Source organism: Halosimplex carlsbadense 2-9-1 (assembly GCF_000337455.1).
Lineage (GTDB): Archaea > Halobacteriota > Halobacteria > Halobacteriales > Haloarculaceae > Halosimplex > Halosimplex carlsbadense.
Map to the genome: position 1 here is coordinate 98,039 of NZ_AOIU01000009.1, position 19,501 is coordinate 117,539.

Sequence of the window (19,501 nt, forward strand, 5' to 3'; positions counted from 1 at the left end):
TAACTTGATTGACGACCACTGTCCGGTATGGGAGACCGCCGCCCCAACTACGCGCTCGTTCCGTTCCAGCAACATCTCGGTCAGAACGAGGAGAGCCTCGCGGTGCCGTGGGCCGAGTTCGTCGGCGACGAGACCGACGAGTTGACCTTCGAGGCCCCGACCGACGAGGCCACCGACGCCTACCTCGAACTCCAGGCGTACGACGTCGAGGAGTACGGCCACGAGATCCGGGTCAACGGCACCGCGCTCTCCGGGTTCGACATCCCGCCACGGGACGGCTGGCAGCAGTGGATGGACACCCTCTCCGGCATCGACCTCGTCGAGGGCGAGAACACCATCAAATTCGAGCGCGATACCGACACCACTGACGCGTTCGTCGTCGGCGTCGTCGTCGTCCACTGGAAGGAACCGGTCTGAGGCGTCGCGGCGCGTTCGAGAGCGTCGTCGCGCCCCGGTCGAACCGGTTATGGTATAAACCCCAGTATTCTCGCTGTGCTGACGTTGGTAACGCCTGGCATACTCGAAACGGGTAGCGGGCGCCATATGGCGGTTATCCGGTGATACAGCGCGGCTACCCGAGGACCGCTGATAGTCCTCGAACACCCACATTTATATAGAAGCACATTCATACTCTCGGTTGAACATGAGTCAGCAGCGAATGCAGGGTCAGCCCATGATCATTCTGGGCGAGGACTCCCAGCGCATGAAGGATAAAGACGCGCAGAGCCACAACATCTCGGCGGCGCGCGCGGTCGCCGAGTCGGTCCGCTCCACACTCGGGCCGAAGGGGATGGACAAGATGCTCGTCGACTCGCTCGGCGACGTAACGGTCACGAACGACGGCGTGACCATCCTCACCGAGATGGACATCGACAACCCGACGGCCGAGATGATCGTCGAGGTCGCCGAGGCCCAGGAGGACGAGGCCGGTGACGGCACGACGACCGCGGTCGCCATCGCGGGCGAGCTCCTCAAGAACGCCGAGGACCTCCTCGAGCAGGACATCCACCCGACCTCGATCATCCGCGGGTTCAACATGGCCAGCAAGGAGGCCAAAAAGGAGATCGGGGAGATCGCCACCTCCGTCGACCCGAGCGACGAGGAGATCCTCGAGAGCGTCGCCGAGACCTCCATGACCGGCAAGGGCGCCGAGCTCAACAAGGACGTGCTCGTCGACCTGGTCGTCGAGGCCATCCAGGCGGTCACCGTCGAGGCCGAGGACGGCAGCCACGTCCCGGACCTGCAGTTCCTCAAGCTCCAGACCCAGACGGGTCGGTCCGTCTCCGAGTCGGATCTCTTGACCGGCGGCATCATCGACAAGGACGCCGTCCACAGCGACATGCCCAGCACCGTCGAGGACGCCAACGTTCTCCTGCTGGACACCCCCATCGAGGTCGAGGAGACCGAGACGGACGCCCAGCTCAACCTCGACAGCCCCGACCAGCTCCAGGACTTCATCGAGCAGGAGGAACAGCGCCTCCAGGAGATGGTCCAGACGATCAAGGATTCGGGCGCCAACGTCGTCTTCTGCCAGAAGGGCATCGACGACATGGCCCAGCACTACCTCGCCAAGGAGGGCATCCTCGCCGTCCGCCGCGTCAAGAAGTCGGACATCGAGTTCGTCTCCGAGATTCTCGAAGCGCGCATCGTCTCGGACATCGACTCCGTCTCCGCCGAGGACGTGACCGAGGGCAAAGTCACCCGCGACGAGGACGACGAGCTGTTCTACGTCGAGGGGAGCGGCCACGGCGCGACGCTGCTGCTGCGCGGCTCGACCAACCACGTCGTCGACGAGCTCGAGCGCGGCATCAACGACGCGCTCGACGTCGTCGCCTCCACCGTCGCCGACGGCCGCGTCCTCGCGGGCGGCGGCGCCACCGAGGTCGAACTCGCCGGCCGCGTCCGCGACTACGCCGACTCCGTTTCCGGCCGCGAGCAGCTCGCCGTCGAGGCCTTCGCCGACTCGCTCGAGCTCGTCCCGCGCGTGCTCGCCGAGAACGCCGGCCTGGACTCCATCGACACGCTGGTCGACCTGCGCGCCGCCCACGAGGACGGCGACGAGCACGCCGGCCTGAACGTCCACTCGGGCGACGTGGTCGACACCTTCGAGGCCGGCGTCGTCGAGCCGGCCCACGCCAAGGAGCAGGCCGTCTCCTCGGCCTCCGAGGCCGCGAACCTCGTCATGAAGATCGACGACATCATCGCCGCTGGCGACCTCTCGACCGAGGGCGGCGACGAGGGCGGCCCCGGCGGCCCCGGTGGCGCGCCCGGCGGCATGGGCGGCATGGGCGGCGGTATGGGCGGCATGATGTGAGAGCGGGCTCGAACGAAGTGAGAGACCGCTGAAAGCCGAGCAGGGAACGCGCCGCGCGAAGCGCCGCGAAGTCGAGGCGGCTCCGCCGCCTCGCAGGCAGTGACCCGCGAGGCAAGCCCACTTTTTGCTGAGGGGGGTTCCTCGCTCGCTCCGCTCGCTGCGGGACCCCTCTCAACAAAAACTTGGGGGAACAGCCGAACTCGCGCTCTGTGCGAGTTCGGTGAACCGCGCGCCTGCGGCGCGCGGATGCGTACCCGTCGACCGCTGGATCGCCCGTCGATTACCTTCTCTCGCTTTCGCCCGACCAGTCACGCCGTCGGCGCCGGCTCCTCCGACTGTTCGCCGACGCGTTCGACCTTCGTGCCGCCGCAGTTGCGACACGAGGGGATCTCGAGGTCGTCGTCGGTGTAGTACTCCTCGCCGCAGCTCTGACAGCGGTGGCTCGGGATGTGCTGTTGCTCGCGGTCGCCGGTGACGACCACCGGCCGCTCGGCGTCGAGCGTCACCTCCTGGCTGACGCTGCCGAACAGCACAGACCCGAGCGGCGACCGCTTGCGCCCGCCGAGCAGGATCATGTCGGCGTCGTAGTCGGCGGCCGCCTCCAGGATGCCCGACGCCGGGTCGCCGTATCGCGTGACCGGTTCGACCGAGAGGCCGGCTTCCTCCAGTCGTTCGTACGCGTGCTCGCCGGCTCTGAGCTGCAGCGGCGACGCCTCCTCGGCCCGGTCGGCCTCGCGGAACACGTGCAGGAGCTTCACGTCCACGTCCTCGTTCGCGTTCGGGAGCCCGATCGCCGTCTCTACCTGCGCCGTCGCTCGGGATTCGGCCATGTCGACCGGCAGCAGGACTGTGTACATGGGTGTGACACCAATGTTAACATACAGCAAGTAGCGTGAAAACTGTTGCGCACCATCTTTTTCCGCCGGGGGTTTCCTCGGTCGCCTGCGGCGACCTGCGGGAACCCCCGGACGCAAAAACATGGGTGAAAAAGCGGGACCTCACTGCGTTCGGTCCCGTGAACCGGCGCCTTCGGCGCCGGATGCTCAGTGAAGATGACGGATGTACAATCCACCGTGGCGCGCGCTGTCGCGGCTCTCGTGTTCCTCGTGAGTGAAGCGAACGAGGGTCAGCGAGAGCTTCGCTCTCGCCAGACGCGACAGCATCGTGCGAGGTCTGCGGGCGACCCGAGCGTCGCCCGCATAGCCCGAGGGACCTCCGGTCCCTCGCTGTCTTCGTGAAGGTGTGACCGAAGGCTTGTCAGAGCGTGCTCTGACAGTGGATGACTGAGCGACCACAACGAGCGAAGAAATCGGTTGGGGAGGCTTGTGGCCGTCTGCGGTCGCTGTGTGGGGCGGGTACGGTTCCTGGTGGACTGAAAGGGCGAGGCGTGCTCGCGTGCAGTTCAGTCGCCTGAGCGACCCCTATCCGCGTGAGCGGTGCGGAGAGCGCGGATATGTCGCTCAGCGACCGCGAGCGCGGCGAGGGCTTTCATCGCCTGCTGTCCCCGGTGAGTGCAGTCGCTGCCGTTCGACTTCATTCCGAGACTCATCACCCCGAAACTACCGATACACTCACACACGAACCGAATGCATCGTCCGTTTCGGTCGAACCTCTAAGTGTGCGGCCGGGGTATATCGGGTATGCAGACGCTACTGTTGGACCCCGACGCCGTCGAGGAAGCCGCGGAGATGTCGGCGGTGGTGTCGGCGGTCGAAGACGCCTTCGTCGCCGACGCTCGCGGCGACGCGCAGATGCCCGCCAAGTCCTACATCGACTTGCCGCAGTACAACGGCGACTTCCGGTCGATGCCCGCCTATCTCGACGCCGGCGAGTGGGACGCGGCGGCGGTCAAGTGGGTCAACGTCCACCCGGACAACCCCGAGGACCACGACCTGCCGACGGTGATGGGCACCGTCGTCTACTCCGACCCCGAGACGGCCTTCCCGCTGGCGCTGCTCGACGGGACGACGATCACCCGCAAACGCACCGGCGCCGCCGCGGCCGTCGCGACCAACCACCTCGCCGTCGAGCACGCCCGAACGATGGGGGTCGTCGGCGCCGGCGTCCAGTCGTACGCGCAACTCGAAGCGATCGCGACCGTCCGTCCCATCGAGGCGGTCGTCGTCGCCGACAACGACGAGGAGCGGGTCGCCGAGTTCGTCGAGGCGTTCGACGACCGCTTCGACGTGCGCGGCGGAACCATCGCAGAGGCTGCCCAGTGTGACGTCCTCTCGACGGTGACGCCGGTCGAGGAGCCGATCGTCCACGAAGTCGGCGACCACACCCATATCAACGCCATCGGCGCCGACGCCGCCGGCAAACACGAGATTGCCGACGAGGTCCTCCTCGACGCCACGCTCGTCATCGACGACTACGAGCAGTGTACCCACTCCGGCGAGATCAACGTCCCCTGGAGCGAGGGGGTCCTCTCCGACGACGACATCCACGGCGAACTCGGCGAAGTGATCGTCGGGGAGAAACCCGGGCGGACGCCCGAGACCGGCGTGACGGTGTTCGACTCGACCGGCCTGGCCGTCCAGGACGTGGCCGCCAGCCACGTCGTCTACGAGTACGCGACCGAGCACGGAGTGGGCGACCCCGTCTCACTGGTCGACACCGACGTGCTCTGAGCGGACGGCCCGTCGTTCGCACTGGCGGACCGGTTCAGCGCAGTCCGTCGAGGTCTCCCGGCGTGTCCACGTCGACTCGGACGCCCGGATCACCCGTCTCGACGACCGCGGCGTCGTCGGCGTTCTCGAAGACGGCGCGGCCGCCGGTGTCGCCTTCGACCGCCGCGAGCGCGTCGAAGTGCCGACCGTCGAAGAGGACGGGATTGCCGCGCCGGCCCTCGCATCCCGCCGCGAGCGCGGATCCGCGGCCGTCTCGGTAGGCTCCGACGAGCCGGTCCACGCTCTCGGGAGCGACCCGGGGCATGTCCCCGAGCGCGAAGACGACCGCGTCGGCCCGCTCGCGCGCCCACGCGACGCCGCGGCGGACCGAGGTCGCCTGGCCAGCGGTCGTGTCGGGGTTCTCGACGACCGCGATGTCGAGCCCGGCGAGCGCGTCGCCGACAGTCGGCGATTCTGGGTCGATGACAGCCGCGACCGGGCCGATCTCGGCGTCGGTAAGCGTTCGCGCCGCCCGTCGGACCAGCGGCTCGCCGTCGAGCGTGGCCAGCAGTTTGTTCCGCTCGCCGAAGCGGTCGCTGTCGCCCGCGGCCAGTAGCACGCCCGCGACGGTCGAGTCGGCGGTCACGCCGCCGTCTACGGTGGGGTTCGGCAAGTCTCTACCGCAGCGGAGGCGACGATACGCGCTCCGCCCGACTCCGAGCCAGTCGGTGCTAGACGTGTCGAGGTCCCCGTCCGGTTCAGTCCGTCCCGGTCAGGTCGGCGGCCATGACGAAGTCGGGGTTCTCCGAGACGGCGATACCGGCGTAGGCGGCGTCGGAGACGTGGCGCGGCGTCTCGGGGATCAGGACTCGCGTTCGGTCGGCGCCCAGATCGGCCGCGTCGCGGGCGAGGGCCGCAAAGAGCGTCTGGGCGGCGTGGACGTCGTCCCAGGCGCCGACGCCGTACTCGACCCACCGCTCGCTCGCTCCGTCCCCGTCGTCGCCCCCGCTCTCGCGTTCGTACTCCCGGGTCCGGACGGCGGCGCCGTGCGTGCCGTCGTTCCCCTGCACCGCGAACGCCCGTCGCTCGTCGGCGGCGGTGCGGAACCGCTCGCGGGTCGCTTCCGAGAGCGCCCACGATTCGGCGGGGTCGAGCGTCAGGCCGACGAGTTCTTCGGCCGCGTCGCTGCGCTGCCAGTAGCTCCAGGCCGCGTCCGGGTCGGAGATCGCCTCCAGCCCGCCCGCGCCGTTGGCGTCCGCACGGGCGTCCGCGTCCGGGTCGGGGTGGGCCCACCGGAACTCCGCGGCGGGGTCGTACCCCACCCCGCGGGCGGCGCCGAGCCCCGGCGCGTTCCACGAGAAGACCATGTTGCGACAGACCGTCGCGCCGCGGTCGCGCGCCCACGCGAAGCAGGCGTCGTTCATCGCCTCGGCGACCCCCTTCGCCCGGGCGTCGTCGGCCACGCGCATCCCCTGAGCCCACGTCTCGTGGGCCGACAACGCGACGACCTGACAGACACCGATAGCGCGGCCGTCCTCGGCCTCGGCGACGACCGTGTGCTGGTCCGGGCCGTCGGTCTCGACCCACTCCGGGAACACCTCGGGGATGTAGTCGCCGCGGTCGAAGCGGTCGCTCCACGTGTCGCTGGTAAAGGCGACGACGTCCTCGTGGTCCTCGGCACGAGCCTGTCGGACCTCCATCGTCATCGAGTCGTCCCCGTCAGATCCACGGGACCGACCGCTCCTGGATCTCGCCGGCCAGCGACGTTGACATGGCCTCCTCGACGCTCTCGACGTTCGCCAGCGCCCACATCAGCTTGACCTTCGCCGTGCCCGGCAGCGTGTCCTCGCCCTCGACGATGCCCGCCTCCAGCAGGTCCCGACCGGTGTCGTACACCCGGTCGCACACCCGGCCTTCGAGACACTGGCTCGTCATCACGACCGTCGTCCCGTCGTCGACCAACTGCTCGATGCGGGGGATCCAGTCGGTGTGGACGTGGCCCAGCCCCGTGCCCTCCAGTACGACGCCCGATTTACCTTCGAGGGCGTCGAGGAATGCGGGGTCGGTGCTGGGGGTGAACTTCAGCAGGTCCACGTCGGTTTCGAGGTCGGGGTCGATGTCCAGGTCGACCGCGTCGCGCTCGCGGTACTCGCGGCGGAACGAGACCGCCGTCTCCCCGTCGATATCGTAGTCGACGACCCCGAGCGGCTCCGCGCCGACGGTCTCGAAGGCGTCCCGGCGGGAGGTGTGGTTCTTCCGGGCGCGCACCCCGCGGTGGAGCGCACAGCGGTCGTCGGACTCGTTTTCGTGCATGCAGATCAGCACCTCGGCACAGTCGGATTTGGCCGCCTCGACGGCTGAGACGGCGTTCATGACGTTGTCCGAGGACGGCCGGTCCGCCGAGCGCTGGCTCCCGGTGAAGACGATGGGAACGGGCGTATCGAGCATGAAGGCCATCGCCGCGGCGGTGAACTGCATCGTGTCGGTGCCGTGCATGACGACGACGCCGTCGGCACCGGCCTCGATCTCCTCGTAGACCGCCTCGGCGAGGTCCCCCCACACCTCGGGCGTCATGTTCTCCGAGAGGATGTTCGCGACGACGCGCCCGCGGTAGTTGGCGCGACCGGCCAGGTCCGGGACCGCCCGCAGCACGTCCTCGGCGTCGAACTGCGCGGTGACGGCGCCCGTCCGGTAGTCGACGGTCGAGGCGATGGTCCCGCCGGTCGAGATGAGCGACACCGTCGGCAGGTCGTCGTCGAACTCGATGGTCGACCCATCGCTGTCGGCCTGGGCCGACTCCACGTCGTAGACGTCCGATTCGAGCACTTCCACGTCGGCCTCGCTCCGCTCGACGCCGACGTTGTACCCTCCGTCCAGTTTGACGACCAGGTGTTCGCCCGTCGTCGAGGGCAGGAGCACGCCCTCGTATGTCTCGTCCGCGCGGTCCACGCGGACGCGGTCTCCGGCGTTCATGGGAGTCGGTTCCGCCGCGGCGGACTTGAATCCACTCGTTCGACCGGACGGCTCGTCGCCGCGCCCCTCGCGGTGGCGTCCCCGCAAGCGCACGACATCGGGCGGAGGCCCGGCCGGGAACAAGCTGGTGGCGCAACACCCATGGCCCCGCAGTACGAGGTGGCGGGTATGTCCGATCTCGGGGATTTCACTGATTTCGACGGGAGCGACGACGGCGAGGGCGACGACGCGGCCGACGCGACGGCCGCGGAGGTCGACGCTGGCGCCGACGGCGACGGCTCGGCGTCCGACTCGACGGCGGTCGACACGTTCGACGCGGACGAGGCCGACGACGACTTCGAGGCGATGGACGTGACGCCCGCCGGGGAGGACCGGGGCGTCGGCGTCGTCTCGGCGACGGAGGGGCTCCGGATCAGCGAAGACGGCGAGGAGACGGAACTCCGGGCGTACGTCACCGTCGAGAACCGCTCGGACGTGCGCATCGGCAAGTACCTGCTCGTCCCCTATCAGGACGAGGAACGGCTGTTCTGTCGGATCACCGCCCTGGAGTACGCACAGGAGTTCCGCGCCGACGACGCCACCGAGATCCACGCCCGCCGCGCGATGCGCCGGGGCGACATCGACGAACAGGACTTCAAGTTCGTCGCGACGCTCGACCCCGTCGCGGTCCTCTATTCGGAGGGCGACGACCTCAAGCGGCGGATGACCGACCGCGTGCCGAAACCCGAGACGGTCGTCCGCGAGGCGACCGACAAGTCCGAGATCAAGACCGGCCTCAAGATCCCCGAGGACGGCGTCTTCCTCGGCCACCTCTCCGTCGGCGGCGAAAAGGTCGAGACCGCCGCCGAGCCGCCCCACATCGACTACCGGCTGAAAGACGACTACGAGGACGGCGACCCGCTCGTCTTTCGCCACACGCTCGTCGCCGGTGGGACGGGGTCGGGCAAGACCCACAGCGCCAAGAACGTCCTCCGGCAGTACCTCGCCGACGACCGGACCTACCCCGTCGAGGACGGCTCGCGGGACGTGTCACCCGGACTCGTCATGTTCGACCCCCAGGACGAGTACGCCCAGATGCACGACGACAACCCCGACCTCGACGACGCGTTCGCCCGCCGCCTGGAGCGGGAGGGCATCGCCTACGGGGGCGTCGACGACACCATCGCCTTCGTCCCGAAGGTCCAGGGGGCCACCTACGCCACCGGCGACCACCGCGCCGAGCAGGTCGAGTTCACCATCCCGTTCTCGATGGTCCAGGACAACCCCTGGCTCATCGCCGGCGCCAACCTCAACGGGAACCAGTACAACGCCCTCCAGCTCCTCCTCAACCGCTTCTCCCGCGATTACGGGGCCGACGGCACCTACCAGCAGTTCAAGACGTTCCTCGACGACCCGGCGCTGCGCGAGGAGCTCGACGAGACGGGCCGCGTCCACGAAGCCACCTTCAACGCGGTCAAGCGGCGCGCGCTGGGGTTCGACGGCATCTTCGACCAGGACGCCCGCCCGATCACCGAGCGCGTCCACGAGTTCGTCCGCGCGAGCGGGGTCTCCGTCGTCCCGACCTACCACATCAACAACTCCCGGACTACTGTTACTGTGGTCCTCGCCCTCGCCGCGCTGATCGTCGACCAGAAGCTCTCGAACGACCCCGAGCACGAGCGCATCAAGAACACGCCGCTCGTCCTCGGGCTCGACGAGGCCCACAACTTCCTCTCCGAAGTGGACAGCGTCCAGGGCGAGCAGATCATCGGCAAGTTCACGGAGGCAGCGAAACAGGGCCGCAAGGAGCGCCTCGGCCTCTTTCTCATCACCCAGGACCCACAGGACATCGCCGATCCCGTCTTCAAGCAGATCAACTCGACGGTCGTCCTCAATCTCGGTGACGACGACGCCATCTCCGCCGTCAACATCCCCGCGAATCTGGAGCAGAAGGTCCCCTACATGGAGAAGGGCCAGAAGGTCGTCTACTCGCCGGACAACTCCGAGCCGGTCGAGTTGATCGGCCTCTCGAAGTGCCTGACGAACCACGAGTGAGCGGCAGACTGCGCCTGCGCTCACCCCCCCGTCACAGCGACGACAGCTCCGTCACGTCTGCGCCGGCCCGCTCGGCCAGCGCGTCGCGGGCGTCCGGTTTGCAGGTCAGGTACACGACCTGCCAGCCCGACTCGACGAGGTCGCCCAGTACCTCGGCCTGCCGTTCGAGCCGGTCGGGGTCGGCCGACAGGAACGCGTCGTCGAGCAGGAAGAAGCCGTCGCGACCCTCCATGAGCCGGCGACCGAGCGCGACCCGGACGGCCAGATACAGCTGGTCGCGCGTCCCGCGGGAGAGCTCCGCGGGCGAGAACCGCTCGCCGCTCGCCAGCTCGACGGCCAGCCGCGAGTCGTCGGTCAGGCTCACGTCGACGTAGCGGTCGTCGGTCACCCGCCGGAACACGTCGGCGGCCTCGCCGTCGGCGAACAGCGTCGTCATCTTCTCGTTCTCCGATTCGGCCATCCGGTCGAGCACCGTCGCCGCGGCCCGCGAGACGTCGGCGTCGGTCTCGATCGCGTCGACGACCTCGCGCAGGCGGTCGGCCAGGTCCCCGAGCGCGCCGAGGTTGGCGACCGTGAGGTCGAGCGGCTCGCCGGTGAACGCCTCGAAGCGGACGCCGCCGGCGCGCTCGCCGAACCGCTCCAGCTGCCGGCGGTGCTCTCGGAACCGTTCCCGTCGGTACTCCTCCCGCTCGGCGGCTTCTTCGGCGCGCTCGCGGGCGTCTTCGAGCATCTCCTCGGTGAACTCGCGCTCGGCGCCGAAGTCGATCTCGGCTCGCCGGGCCTCCAGCGCGTCCTCGGCTTCGGCGACGACTTCGCGCGGCTCCGCGGCGTCGATGTCGAGCCACTGGCGCAGGACCTCGGTGTTGCCCTGGATGACTTCCGCGTGGTTGTCGTGTTCCTCCCGGTAGTCGGCGATGGCGCCGCGAACGGCCGGCGGGTCGTAGGCGTCGATGCCGACTTCGGAGGCCCGCTCGACGCTCGCCTGCCGGCCGCGTTCCAGCCGGACGACGGCGTTGCTGGCCGAGCGGTAGCCGGCGAGGCCGGCGAGCGCGACGACGCCGAACGCGGCGGGGCCGGCGGCGACCAGCGACGGCTCGCGGATCCCCAGCCCCAGCGGCACCGCGCCCGCGACGACGCCGGCGAGCAGCGCCGCGAGCGTCGCCCGGCCGTACCAGGTCTTGCGCCGCTGGAGCTCGTCTTCGCTCCCGGTCGGCAGGTCGTCGAGCCGCTCGGCCAGCTCGTCGAGTTCGCGCTCGTCGGGGAGCTGTGCGCGCTCGTCGAGGCTGCGCTCCAGCGACCCCTTCGTCTTGACCAGCTGCTCGTAGTCCTCGCGGGCCTTCGCGGCCTCCAGCGCCGCGACCTCGGCTTCGGCCTCGCGCCGCTCGCGGGCGGCCTCGTAGCAGGCCACCTCGGCGCGGTCGAGGCCCTCGGCGTCGGCGCGGTCGAGGTACGCCTCCACGTCGGCGAGCAGGGCCGTCGCCAGGTCGCGTTGCTGGGCGGCGTCGTCGTGGCTCGCCGAGAGGTCCCACCCCTCGGGCGTGAGGCGACCGCGTTCGAGGACTCGCTCGCGGACCGTCTCGATGTCGCCGGTCCAGATGCCGACGATCCGGTCGGTGACCCGGCGGTAGAAGGCCTGCTCGTCGAGCACGCGCAGGTCCCCGTCGCGGACGACGAACACGTTGCGGAACTCCGCGGGCGTCAGCTCGCAGTTGTATCGCTCGGCGTAGCGGTCGAGCAGCGTCTCGCCGTCCGCGAGTTCGTATCGCTCGCCCTCGCCGTCGAGGACGACGTGGCCCTCGGGGCGCTCGTCGATCCGCGAACCGGCGACGCGGCGGTCGCCCGTCAGCGACCGCAGCAGCGACTCGACGAGCAGCGTCTTCCCGGACTCGTTGGGACCGTAGACGACGTGAGCGTCGCCGAGCTGGAGCGTCTCCCGGAGCGGCCCGTAGCGGTCGACGTGGACCTCGCGCAGCTTCACGCGTGGGTCACCTCGCCGGCCGCGAGCAGTTCCGCCAGCGTCTCGACGAGCCGCTCCTCGACCGCCTCGGGGTCGCCGACGCGGTCGAACTCGTCGAGGTCGAAGTCGTCGAGGCGGTCGGCGAAGTCGGCGTAGATCGGGTGGTCGAGGACGGCCGCGACGCCGCGGGTCTCGTTGACCACGGTCGCCGGGCCCGCGGCGGCGTGCAGGCGCTCGTCGAAGGTCGATTCGTCGAGTTCGGTGAACCCGTCGACGCGGACTTCGAGTTCGCTGCGGTCGGTCTCCTGGCCGTCGACCCACCCCTCGACGCGGTCGATGGCGTCGTAAGCGTCGCCGGGCGCGACGGTCGTCGCGAAACGGTCGCGGTAGAAGGTGTCGAGCGCGACCGGCTGGACGTTGGCGTCGTCGGTGTCGACGACGACGGCGTGGCGCCGGCCGGTCTCGGCCCAGGAGTGGGAGACGGGGGACCCGGGATAGATAAAGAGGCCGCCGTTGGGGAGCTTCCGCTGGTAGAGCTCGCTGTGGACGTGGCCCGCGAGGACGAACTCGTAGCCGAGTTCGCCGAGCGTCTCCGTCTGGACGGGACAGTGCGTGGGCTCGGCCTCGTCGCCGGTCCCCCCGGTACCGAACCCGGCGTCGAGCGTGCAGTGCAACAGGAGGACGGCCTCGTCGTGGGCGCGTTCGCGCAGGTCGAAAAAGCGGTCCTCGCCGAGTCGTTCGCACGAAGGGACGGCGACGACCTCGCCGTCGCCGACGGTCGCCACCTCGACGGGATCGGTCGTGAGCGCCCGGAAGTCCGGACCGAACTCGACGTTGCCGTCGAAGACCGCGGCGTCGCGGTTGCCGGGGACGACCAGCACGTCGAAGCCGTTGTCGGTGAACCGCTCGCGCAGTTGCGGACGCAGGTCGTCGGCGGCGGTCGCGGCGTCGAAGCAGTCGCCGCCGACGGTCAGCGCGTCGACGTCCTCGCGCTCGGCCGCGGTCAGGAGGGCGTCGAGCGCGTCGAGCGACCGCCCGCCGCCGCGCCCGAGGTGGAGATCCGCGGTGTGCAGTAGCCGCATGTATCCCGTCTCGCGGCGGCGAGCGACTTAAGGATTGGTTACAGCCCCGACAGAAGCGGATCCGGCCGGTAGCCGACCGATACCACCCGATTCAGAGCCGCAACTCGCGAGCGTCCTCCCACCGGGGCGCGAACTCGGCGGCGATGTCGGCCGCGAACTCGGGGTCCTTGAGATCGATCACCGCGAGCGTCTCGTCCTCGGTGAGCGGATGGGGGACCTCGATGCAGACCTCGGTGTCGTCGACGATCTCGAAGGTGCCGGTGACGTTCGCGCTCGTCCGCGTCTCGAAGTGGTCGTGGGGCTGGAGCGACTCGCGGTAGCGCTCGCCGACCGCTCCCGGGAGCGTATCGACCATCTCCGGCGTGAGCAACACCGACACCGACACCCCTCGTTCCAGCGCGTCCTCCAGCGCGGCGGTGACGCGGGCGGCCACGTCGTCCATGTCGAACTGCTGGACCGGCGCCGACGCGACGACGACGATCCGTTCGTCGGCCGCGGTGAGCCGCTCGACCAGGAGATCCAGCGCCTCGCGCGGCCCGACGCTGGCCGTCCAGAACGGTTCCTCGACGGGCTCGGTCCCGTCGAGTTCGTCGGTCAACTCGTCGACGATGTCCTCGTACTGCTCGGCCTGCTGGTCGAGCTCGCGCTTCTTGTTGTCCAGCAACCGGTCCAGCGCCGTGTCCGATTCGACGGCGACGTACTTCTTCGGCCGGCTCGCCGTCTGACTGCGCGCCAGGCTCTGTGTCTCCAGGCTGTTGAGCACGTCGTAGATCCGGCCCATCGGTACGTCGCTCGCCCGCGAGAGCTCCTTCGCCGTCGTTGCCCCCGCCTCCAGCAGGGCGCGGTAGGCCCGCGCCTCGTACTCCGAGAGGCCCAGGTCTCTCAAACTCGCCATTACCTCACCCTCGCGCCGGGCAAACAAAAAACAACGGGTAAATTTATGCCGGTCGTCGGTGTCGGCTTCCCGTTCGACCGCCAGTGTCGTCGCTCCCGCCGGTCGCCGGCCCCGGGGGTCGATCCCCGGTGTCAGCCCGTCAGGATGGATTCGAGTTCGCCGGGGCTGCTCGCGCGGTCCTCGGGCTTGCCGTCGGCGAGGACGACCGCTTGACCGTCCTCGGCGCGGTCGTCGTCGGGCGCGACGACGGTCTCGTGGTCGGCCAGCCGCAGCGCGGCGCGGTGGAGGTCGCTCCCGGCCTCGCTCCCCACGGCGACCACGCGGGGGTCGCGCAGCCGAGCGACGGCGGAGGCGTAGGTCGCCACCTCGACGCCCATCCGGTCGGTCGCGCCGGCGAACGCCGACAGCGCGTCCTCGGCGGCCGCCCGATAGCGGTCGTCGTCGGTCAGCAGCCAGGTCTCGACCAGCGCGTCCGCGACGTCGACGTTGGTGTCCAGCGGGTACAGCGGACGGTCGAGCAGGCCCGCCCCCTCGGTCGGACCGTCGCGGAACGCGCCCGCATCGCCCTGCAACTCGTCGATCGCGTAGTCCGCGACCGCCCTCATCGGTCCGGGCTCGCCCAGCACCGACGCGCTCGTGGTCAACCCCGAGAGGACTCGCGCCTGCGAGGAGAGGAGCCCGGATTCGCCGACCGCGCCGGTCTCGGGGTCGCCGAAGTGAACGACGCTCCCGTCCCCGCCGACGAGTTCGGCCAGGACGTGGTCGCGGGCGCGCTCGGCGTAGCGGCGGGCGCGCTCGTCGTCGGTGTAGGCGGCCAGCGTGAGCAGGCCGTCGACGGCGACGCCGTTGTGGCCGGCGAAGACCGTCCTGTCGACCGGTGGTGCATCCGAATCCTCGCGCTCGGTCGCCTCCTGGCGGTAGTAGGCGTCGTCGCCGCCCTGGCTCGCCGCGAAGGCGTCGCCGGTCCAGAGGGTCGTCGTCAGGTACTCCACGGTGTCCTCGGCGGTCTCGCGGTAGGCGTCCTCGCCGGTGTAGCGGTAGCCGTGGGCGAACGCCCGCACGAGCGCGGCGTTCTCGTCGACGAGCTTCTCGCGCTGGGGCGACGCCCAGTTGCGGTTGTGCGAGAACCGATAGAAGCCGCCGTCGTAGGTGTCGGCGAGTCGCGTCCGGACGGCTTCGAGCGTCCGGGTCGCCTGGTCGCGCGCCCGCACCAGCGCGAACTCGATGGTGCGAGGGAGGGGGAACTTCACGTCCGTGCCCCACCCGCCGAACTCCTCGTCGTAGGCCGCGAGCAGCTGCTCGACCATGTGCTCCTCGGCGCGGTCCGACAGCTCGCCGGCCGGCGGAGTAGCGTCGCCGAGTTGTCGGGGGATCGACCCCGCGTCGGCGCCCTTGCCGTCCCAGGTCCGGCGGACGGCGTCGAGTATCTCGCGGAAGCCGTCGATCCCGAGGAAAGTCGCGCCCGTGATGACCTCACCGTCGGGGGTCGCGAAGACGGTCGAGGGGAACCCGCCCATGTTGTAGCGGTCGCGGACGCGCGGCCGGCGGTCGACGTTCACCCGTACCGGGACGAACCCGTCGTTGACGTTGGCGGCGATGCGGGGCTCCGAGTAGGTCGTCTCGTCCATCTCCCGGCAGTCCTCGCTCCAGGGCGCCCACAGCGACAGGAGGACGGGTTTGCCCGCCCGCTCGGCGGTCGCGAAGGCGTCCTCGCCCCACTCGCGCCACTCGACTTTCGTCGCGTCCGCTGAATCGTCCATACCCCGGGTAGGGTCCCGGCCCTGTAAGGGATCACTGATCGGGTCTTCCCGTCGACGTGCCCGGCACGTGACCGTCGACTGGCGGTACGGCGTCGTCCCGGAGCCCCACGGCCGGTGTAAATGACAACCGAAATGACTTTGTGGCGGGTACGCGAATCGGGACCGATGGACCGTCGCTCGTACCTCGCGGTCGTTGCGGCGAGTGTCACGGCCGGGTGTGGGGCCGTCTCGGGGTCGAACGAGGCGGGCTGTTCGGACCCGCGAACGCCGGGGTCCGACCCCGCGACCGTGTCCGGCGACGCCGACGACAGCCCGACGACGGTGCGACTGACGAACCGGACCGGTGACTCCCGGAGCCTCCTCGTCGAAGTCTCCGAGATGAACGCGTGGGAGGAGACGGTGTTTCGGGACTGTTACGACGTGGCCCCCGACGCGACGCGCGAACAGGTGGTTTCGATCGAGCGCGCGGGGGAGTATCACGTCTTAGTGGAGACGGGCCGGGCCAGCAGCGCGACCGTCGTCGCGGTCGGGTCCCGGCCCGCTCCCGTCGATATCGAGGTCCGCGACGGAGGAGCCGTCGCCGTTCGACGGTCCGAGCCGACGACGTGACGCGCCCGCAGAGTGGACGCTACCCGCCGAACTGTTCGGTCAGCGCCGGCACGACCTCGAACAGGTCGTCGACGATGCCGTAGTCGGCGATGTCGAAGATTGGGGCGTTGGGGTCTTTGTTGATCGCGATGATCGTGTCCGCGCCTTTCATCCCGGCGACGTGCTGGACCGCGCCCGAGATACCGATCGCGATGTACACGTCGGGCGTCACCACTTTGCCGCTCTGGCCGACCTGGCGGTTCTTCGGGAGCCAGCCGCTGTCGACGACGGGGCGGGAGGCCGAGACGGTCGCGTCCAGCGCCTCCGCCAGGTCCCAGACGATGTCGAGGTTGTCCTCCTCCTCGATGCCACGGCCCACCGACACCAGCACGTCGGCCTCCGAGATGTCCACGTCGCCGCCCGCGACCTCTTCGAAGCCGGTGACGGTCGACCGCACCGCGGACTCGTCGACGGTCACGTCGAACGGCTCGACGGTCGCGTCGCCGCCTTTCGGCGCCTGTGGCCACTCGGCCGGTCGGAGCGTCACGACGGCGCGGTCGGCCTCGACTTCGATCGTCGTCTCGACCTTCGAGCCGTACATCTCGCGGGTGACGACGAGATTACCGTCGACATCCATGTCGACAGCGTCGGTCACGATCGGCAGGTCCAGCCGCTCGGCCACGGCCGGCGCGTAGTCCAGTCCGTTGACGGTGTGGGGCAGGAGCAGATAGTCGGGGTCCAGCCCGTCGGCCAGCCCCTCGACGGCCTGGACGGACACGTCGTGGTTGAACTCCTCGCCGTGGTCGACGGTGTGGACGGCGTCGACCCCCTCGCGGACGAGCGCCTCGCCGAACGATTCCACGTCGCCGCCGACGACCGCGAGGTGGAGTTCCGAATCGGTGGCGTCGGCCAGCTCGCGGCCGGCGCCCGCGAGTTCGTGGCTCACGTCGCGCAGTTCGCCGCGGCGGTGCTCGGCGACGGCCAGCACCGTCATTGGCCCACCCCCGCATCGCGGAGGACCGCGGCGAGTTCACCCGCCGTCTCGTCGGCGCCGCCCTCGAAGACGGTCGCCTCGCCCTCCGCCTCGGGCTCGTCGGTCGCCGTCCAGCGCAGCGGCGTCTCCAGCGCGCTCTCGTCGAGCCCCAGATCGGCGAGCGTCCGCACGTCGAGCGGTTTGTTCTGGGCCTGGCGGATGCCCCGGAGGCTGGCGTAGCGCGGCTCGTTGATCCCCGTCTGGATGGTCAACACGGCGGGCAACTCCACGTCGGTCAGCTCCTCGACCCCGCCCTCCAGTTCGCGGTGGACCGAGGCGACGCCGCCATCGGCGTCGAGTTCGAGCTGATTGACGACCGCGGCCCACTCGTCGCCGAGCTTCTCGGCGAGCGTCACCCCCGTGGCGGCGAAGCTGTCGTCGCCGCTCTGGACGCCCGAGAGTACCAGGTCGGGTTCCTCCTCGCGGGCGACCGCGGCGAGCAGCGACGCCTTCGTCTCGGCGTCGAGCAGGTCCCGCTCGGCGATGGCGTCGTCCCAGACGCGGACCGCGCGGTCGGCGCCCTTCGCCAGCGCCTTCCGAACGGCCTCCTCCGAGCGCTCGGGACCGACGGTGACGGTGACGACCTCCACGTCCTCGCCGTCCTCCGCGATCTGTACCGCTTCCTCGACGGCGTAGTCGTCCCACTCGTTGAGCTCGTAAGTGAGATACCGCTCGTCGACGTCGAGCCCGTCGATCTCGAACTCGTCGTCGACGACCGCCACGTCCGTCACTGTGACGAGGACCTTCATAGCTCGACGGTTGGCCCGCTCGGCGGTTAAACGTTTCCGAGGGATCGGTCGTTGTTCGGCGTTTTCGCGGCGAAACGCGGTCCTGTCCGGAGTACACCCGGCCTACTCGGAGTCGAGGTCGGTCACGTCCTCGTCGGGGAACGAGATGAGGTTCTCCCGGCCGATCCGGAGCTTGTCGATCCGGTCGTCGTCGTCCATGGCCGAGAGCAACTGCGAGACCTTCGCGTTCGACCACCCGGTCTCCTGGACGATGGCCGCCTGTTTCATCCGGCCGCCGTTTTGCTCGATCAGTCGCTCGACGCGCTCCTCGTCGCTGAGCAGTTCCTCGTCGATGCCGTCGTCGGACTCGCCGGTCTCGTCGGTCGTCTCGGCGTCCGTGCCCGCGTCGGCACCGGCGGCGGCGGCCGACCCGTTCGCCCCCGCGGCTCCACCGGCGACGCCGGCGCTGGCCGCGTCCTCCGTCGGCGCGACGCCGTCGGCGGCGGTCCCGGCCGTCTCGCCGTCGGCCGCGGCGCCGTCGGCAGCCGCCGCGCCGGCCTCGGGTCCGCCGCCCGAGCCGATGAGTCCGCCGAGGCCGTCTCCGTCGTCCTCGCGGCGCATGTACGCGACGAGTACGGCGGCGCTCGCCCCGCCGAGGACGACGACGACGACGAACGGCAGCGCGCCCAGAAGGCCGTCGCCGTCACTGCCTGGGCCGCCGGGCCCCGTTCCCGTGCCCGTCGTGGGACCGTCGGGGCTCCCGGTCGGCGTCACCGTCGGCGGTTGGGTCGTGGGCGTCTGGGTCGCAGCGTCGCCGGAGTAGACGATCCACGGGCCGCGTTGGCCGAAGTTCTGTGGCCCCTCCCACGTGGCGACGCCGCCCGCGAGACTCGACGCCGCGGCGGCGCCGCTCGTCGGCACGCTGCTGATACCGTATCCGTCGGGCGGAACGACGACCAGCGTCTCGCTCTCCGACAGCGACGAGAGCCACGCGCCCGAAGAGGTGTTGAACGCGTCGTCGACGGAGAGCAGGTCGCCGTTCGTCCGTCCGAAGTTCGTCCACGTGAACGTCGTCCAGACGGCACCGGTCCCGTCGTGCAGCGCGTGATGGCGCTCGACGTTCCGGATCGTCATCTCGCGGCCGGTCACGCGACTGGCGTTGTCGGCGGCCTCGACGAACGAGTCGAGGACGAGCGGCGACTCGCTCTCGTTGAACTCGTCGACGAAATCGCGGAACGCCCGCCGCTCGTCGGCGGTCGTGATCGAGTCGGACACGACGGTCTTCACGCGCCACCGGGCGTCGCCGTCGGCGGCCACCTCGATCCGCATCTCGATCTCTCCCTGAGCGATGGAGTCGTTGTGCGGGGCGGCGTTCGCGCCGACCATCCCGGAGTGGACTGCCGGACCCGTGGCCTCCGCGGCTCCGAGCGCCGCGGCCGGGGCGACCCCGACCGGGAGGAGGAGGAGGAGTGCGGTGACGACGACGGCGAACGACCGCGGGGACATACTCGACTCATTTCGGCCGGAG

At 69.9% G+C, this 19,501-nt stretch carries 16 protein-coding genes; 5 read left to right on the top strand and 11 right to left on the bottom strand.

Annotated elements, in window-relative coordinates:
* Positions 1-27: 27 nt before the first annotated feature.
* Positions 28-417, top strand: a complete 390-nt coding sequence (locus C475_RS04460; protein WP_006882580.1) for a DUF7383 domain-containing protein — start codon at positions 28-30, stop codon at positions 415-417.
* A 241-nt stretch (positions 418-658) separates the two neighbouring features.
* Positions 659-2,314 (top strand): thermosome subunit beta, encoded by a 1,656-nt coding sequence (gene thsB, locus C475_RS04465; protein WP_049930060.1) that lies wholly within the window; start codon positions 659-661, stop codon positions 2,312-2,314.
* 308 nt (positions 2,315-2,622) lie between these two features.
* Here thsB and C475_RS04470 read toward each other — a convergent pair whose 3' ends face one another.
* The gene (locus tag C475_RS04470) at positions 2,623-3,171 is read right to left on the bottom strand and encodes a universal stress protein (protein WP_006882582.1); all 549 of its coding nucleotides are present in this window, start codon (positions 3,169-3,171) and stop codon (positions 2,623-2,625) included.
* A 783-nt stretch (positions 3,172-3,954) separates the two neighbouring features.
* On the opposite strand from C475_RS04470, the gene C475_RS04475 reads away from it, so the two are divergent.
* On the top strand, positions 3,955-4,944 hold the full coding sequence (locus tag C475_RS04475; protein ID WP_006882583.1) for an alanine dehydrogenase: 990 nt from the start codon (positions 3,955-3,957) through the stop codon (positions 4,942-4,944).
* A gap of 34 nt (positions 4,945-4,978) precedes the next feature.
* Here the strand turns inward: C475_RS04475 and C475_RS04480 are convergent, their stop codons facing one another.
* From C475_RS04480 to gatD, 3 genes are all read right to left on the bottom strand, one after another.
* Entirely contained in the window at positions 4,979-5,569 is a 591-nt protein-coding gene (locus C475_RS04480; RefSeq protein ID WP_006882584.1) for a nucleotidyltransferase family protein, read from the bottom strand.
* A 112-nt stretch (positions 5,570-5,681) separates the two neighbouring features.
* Positions 5,682-6,629, bottom strand: coding sequence for a GNAT family N-acetyltransferase (locus tag C475_RS04485; protein ID WP_006882585.1), 948 nt, complete (start codon positions 6,627-6,629; stop codon positions 5,682-5,684).
* A gap of 13 nt (positions 6,630-6,642) precedes the next feature.
* Positions 6,643-7,896, bottom strand: coding sequence for a Glu-tRNA(Gln) amidotransferase subunit GatD (gene gatD, locus C475_RS04490; protein WP_006882586.1), 1,254 nt, complete (start codon positions 7,894-7,896; stop codon positions 6,643-6,645).
* A gap of 168 nt (positions 7,897-8,064) precedes the next feature.
* Between gatD and C475_RS04495 the strand changes: the two genes are divergently transcribed.
* Complete coding sequence (locus C475_RS04495) at positions 8,065-9,930, top strand: ATP-binding protein (protein WP_006882587.1); 1,866 nt, start codon at positions 8,065-8,067, stop codon at positions 9,928-9,930.
* Positions 9,931-9,961: 31 nt separating this feature from the next.
* Here C475_RS04495 and C475_RS04500 read toward each other — a convergent pair whose 3' ends face one another.
* The 4 genes from C475_RS04500 to C475_RS04515 all read right to left on the bottom strand — a co-directional run bounded on the left by C475_RS04500 (position 9,962) and on the right by C475_RS04515 (position 15,624).
* On the bottom strand, positions 9,962-11,908 hold the full coding sequence (locus C475_RS04500) for an ATP-binding protein (protein ID WP_006882588.1): 1,947 nt from the start codon (positions 11,906-11,908) through the stop codon (positions 9,962-9,964).
* Complete coding sequence (locus C475_RS04505; RefSeq protein WP_006882589.1) at positions 11,905-12,969, bottom strand: metallophosphoesterase family protein; 1,065 nt, start codon at positions 12,967-12,969, stop codon at positions 11,905-11,907. Before C475_RS04505 ends, C475_RS04500 begins: the two co-directional genes overlap by 4 nt.
* A gap of 91 nt (positions 12,970-13,060) precedes the next feature.
* Positions 13,061-13,864, bottom strand: coding sequence for a TrmB family transcriptional regulator (locus tag C475_RS04510; RefSeq protein WP_006882590.1), 804 nt, complete (start codon positions 13,862-13,864; stop codon positions 13,061-13,063).
* Between the two features lie 131 nt (positions 13,865-13,995).
* Positions 13,996-15,624 carry a DUF255 domain-containing protein gene (locus C475_RS04515; protein ID WP_006882591.1) on the bottom strand — a complete coding sequence of 543 codons (1,629 nt, stop codon included), beginning with the start codon at positions 15,622-15,624 and terminating at the stop codon, positions 13,996-13,998.
* 165 nt (positions 15,625-15,789) lie between these two features.
* On the opposite strand from C475_RS04515, the gene C475_RS04520 reads away from it, so the two are divergent.
* A complete protein-coding gene (locus C475_RS04520) occupies positions 15,790-16,233 on the top strand; it encodes a hypothetical protein (RefSeq protein WP_006882592.1) in 444 nt (147 codons plus the stop codon).
* Positions 16,234-16,252: 19 nt separating this feature from the next.
* Here the strand turns inward: C475_RS04520 and C475_RS04525 are convergent, their stop codons facing one another.
* The 3 genes from C475_RS04525 to C475_RS24840 form a co-directional block, all read right to left on the bottom strand.
* On the bottom strand, positions 16,253-17,206 hold the full coding sequence (locus tag C475_RS04525) for an electron transfer flavoprotein subunit alpha/FixB family protein (protein WP_006882593.1): 954 nt from the start codon (positions 17,204-17,206) through the stop codon (positions 16,253-16,255).
* Complete coding sequence (locus C475_RS04530) at positions 17,203-17,994, bottom strand: electron transfer flavoprotein subunit beta/FixA family protein (RefSeq protein WP_006882594.1); 792 nt, start codon at positions 17,992-17,994, stop codon at positions 17,203-17,205. The genes C475_RS04525 and C475_RS04530 overlap by 4 nt, the downstream gene beginning before the upstream one ends.
* A gap of 102 nt (positions 17,995-18,096) precedes the next feature.
* Entirely contained in the window at positions 18,097-19,479 is a 1,383-nt protein-coding gene (locus C475_RS24840) for a helix-turn-helix transcriptional regulator (protein WP_006882595.1), read from the bottom strand.
* Between the last annotated feature and the right edge of the window lie 22 nt (positions 19,480-19,501).

What these genes read in the sequence shown, in the direction of transcription:
- C475_RS04515 (WP_006882591.1), bottom strand. Translation starts at nt 15,624, where the DNA reads ATGGACGATTCAGCGGACGCGACGAAAGTCGAGTGGCGCGAGTGGGGC.
- thsB (WP_049930060.1), top strand. Translation starts at nt 659, where the DNA reads ATGCAGGGTCAGCCCATGATCATTCTGGGCGAGGACTCCCAGCGCATG.
- C475_RS04530 (WP_006882594.1), bottom strand. Translation starts at nt 17,994, where the DNA reads ATGAAGGTCCTCGTCACAGTGACGGACGTGGCGGTCGTCGACGACGAG.
- C475_RS04495 (WP_006882587.1), top strand. Translation starts at nt 8,065, where the DNA reads ATGTCCGATCTCGGGGATTTCACTGATTTCGACGGGAGCGACGACGGC.
- C475_RS04485 (WP_006882585.1), bottom strand. Translation starts at nt 6,629, where the DNA reads ATGACGATGGAGGTCCGACAGGCTCGTGCCGAGGACCACGAGGACGTC.
- C475_RS04505 (WP_006882589.1), bottom strand. Translation starts at nt 12,969, where the DNA reads ATGCGGCTACTGCACACCGCGGATCTCCACCTCGGGCGCGGCGGCGGG.
- C475_RS04460 (WP_006882580.1), top strand. Translation starts at nt 28, where the DNA reads ATGGGAGACCGCCGCCCCAACTACGCGCTCGTTCCGTTCCAGCAACAT.
- C475_RS04525 (WP_006882593.1), bottom strand. Translation starts at nt 17,206, where the DNA reads ATGACGGTGCTGGCCGTCGCCGAGCACCGCCGCGGCGAACTGCGCGAC.
- C475_RS04510 (WP_006882590.1), bottom strand. Translation starts at nt 13,864, where the DNA reads ATGGCGAGTTTGAGAGACCTGGGCCTCTCGGAGTACGAGGCGCGGGCC.
- gatD (WP_006882586.1), bottom strand. Translation starts at nt 7,896, where the DNA reads ATGAACGCCGGAGACCGCGTCCGCGTGGACCGCGCGGACGAGACATAC.
- C475_RS04470 (WP_006882582.1), bottom strand. Translation starts at nt 3,171, where the DNA reads ATGTACACAGTCCTGCTGCCGGTCGACATGGCCGAATCCCGAGCGACG.
- C475_RS04520 (WP_006882592.1), top strand. Translation starts at nt 15,790, where the DNA reads ATGGACCGTCGCTCGTACCTCGCGGTCGTTGCGGCGAGTGTCACGGCC.
- C475_RS04475 (WP_006882583.1), top strand. Translation starts at nt 3,955, where the DNA reads ATGCAGACGCTACTGTTGGACCCCGACGCCGTCGAGGAAGCCGCGGAG.
- C475_RS24840 (WP_006882595.1), bottom strand. Translation starts at nt 19,479, where the DNA reads ATGTCCCCGCGGTCGTTCGCCGTCGTCGTCACCGCACTCCTCCTCCTC.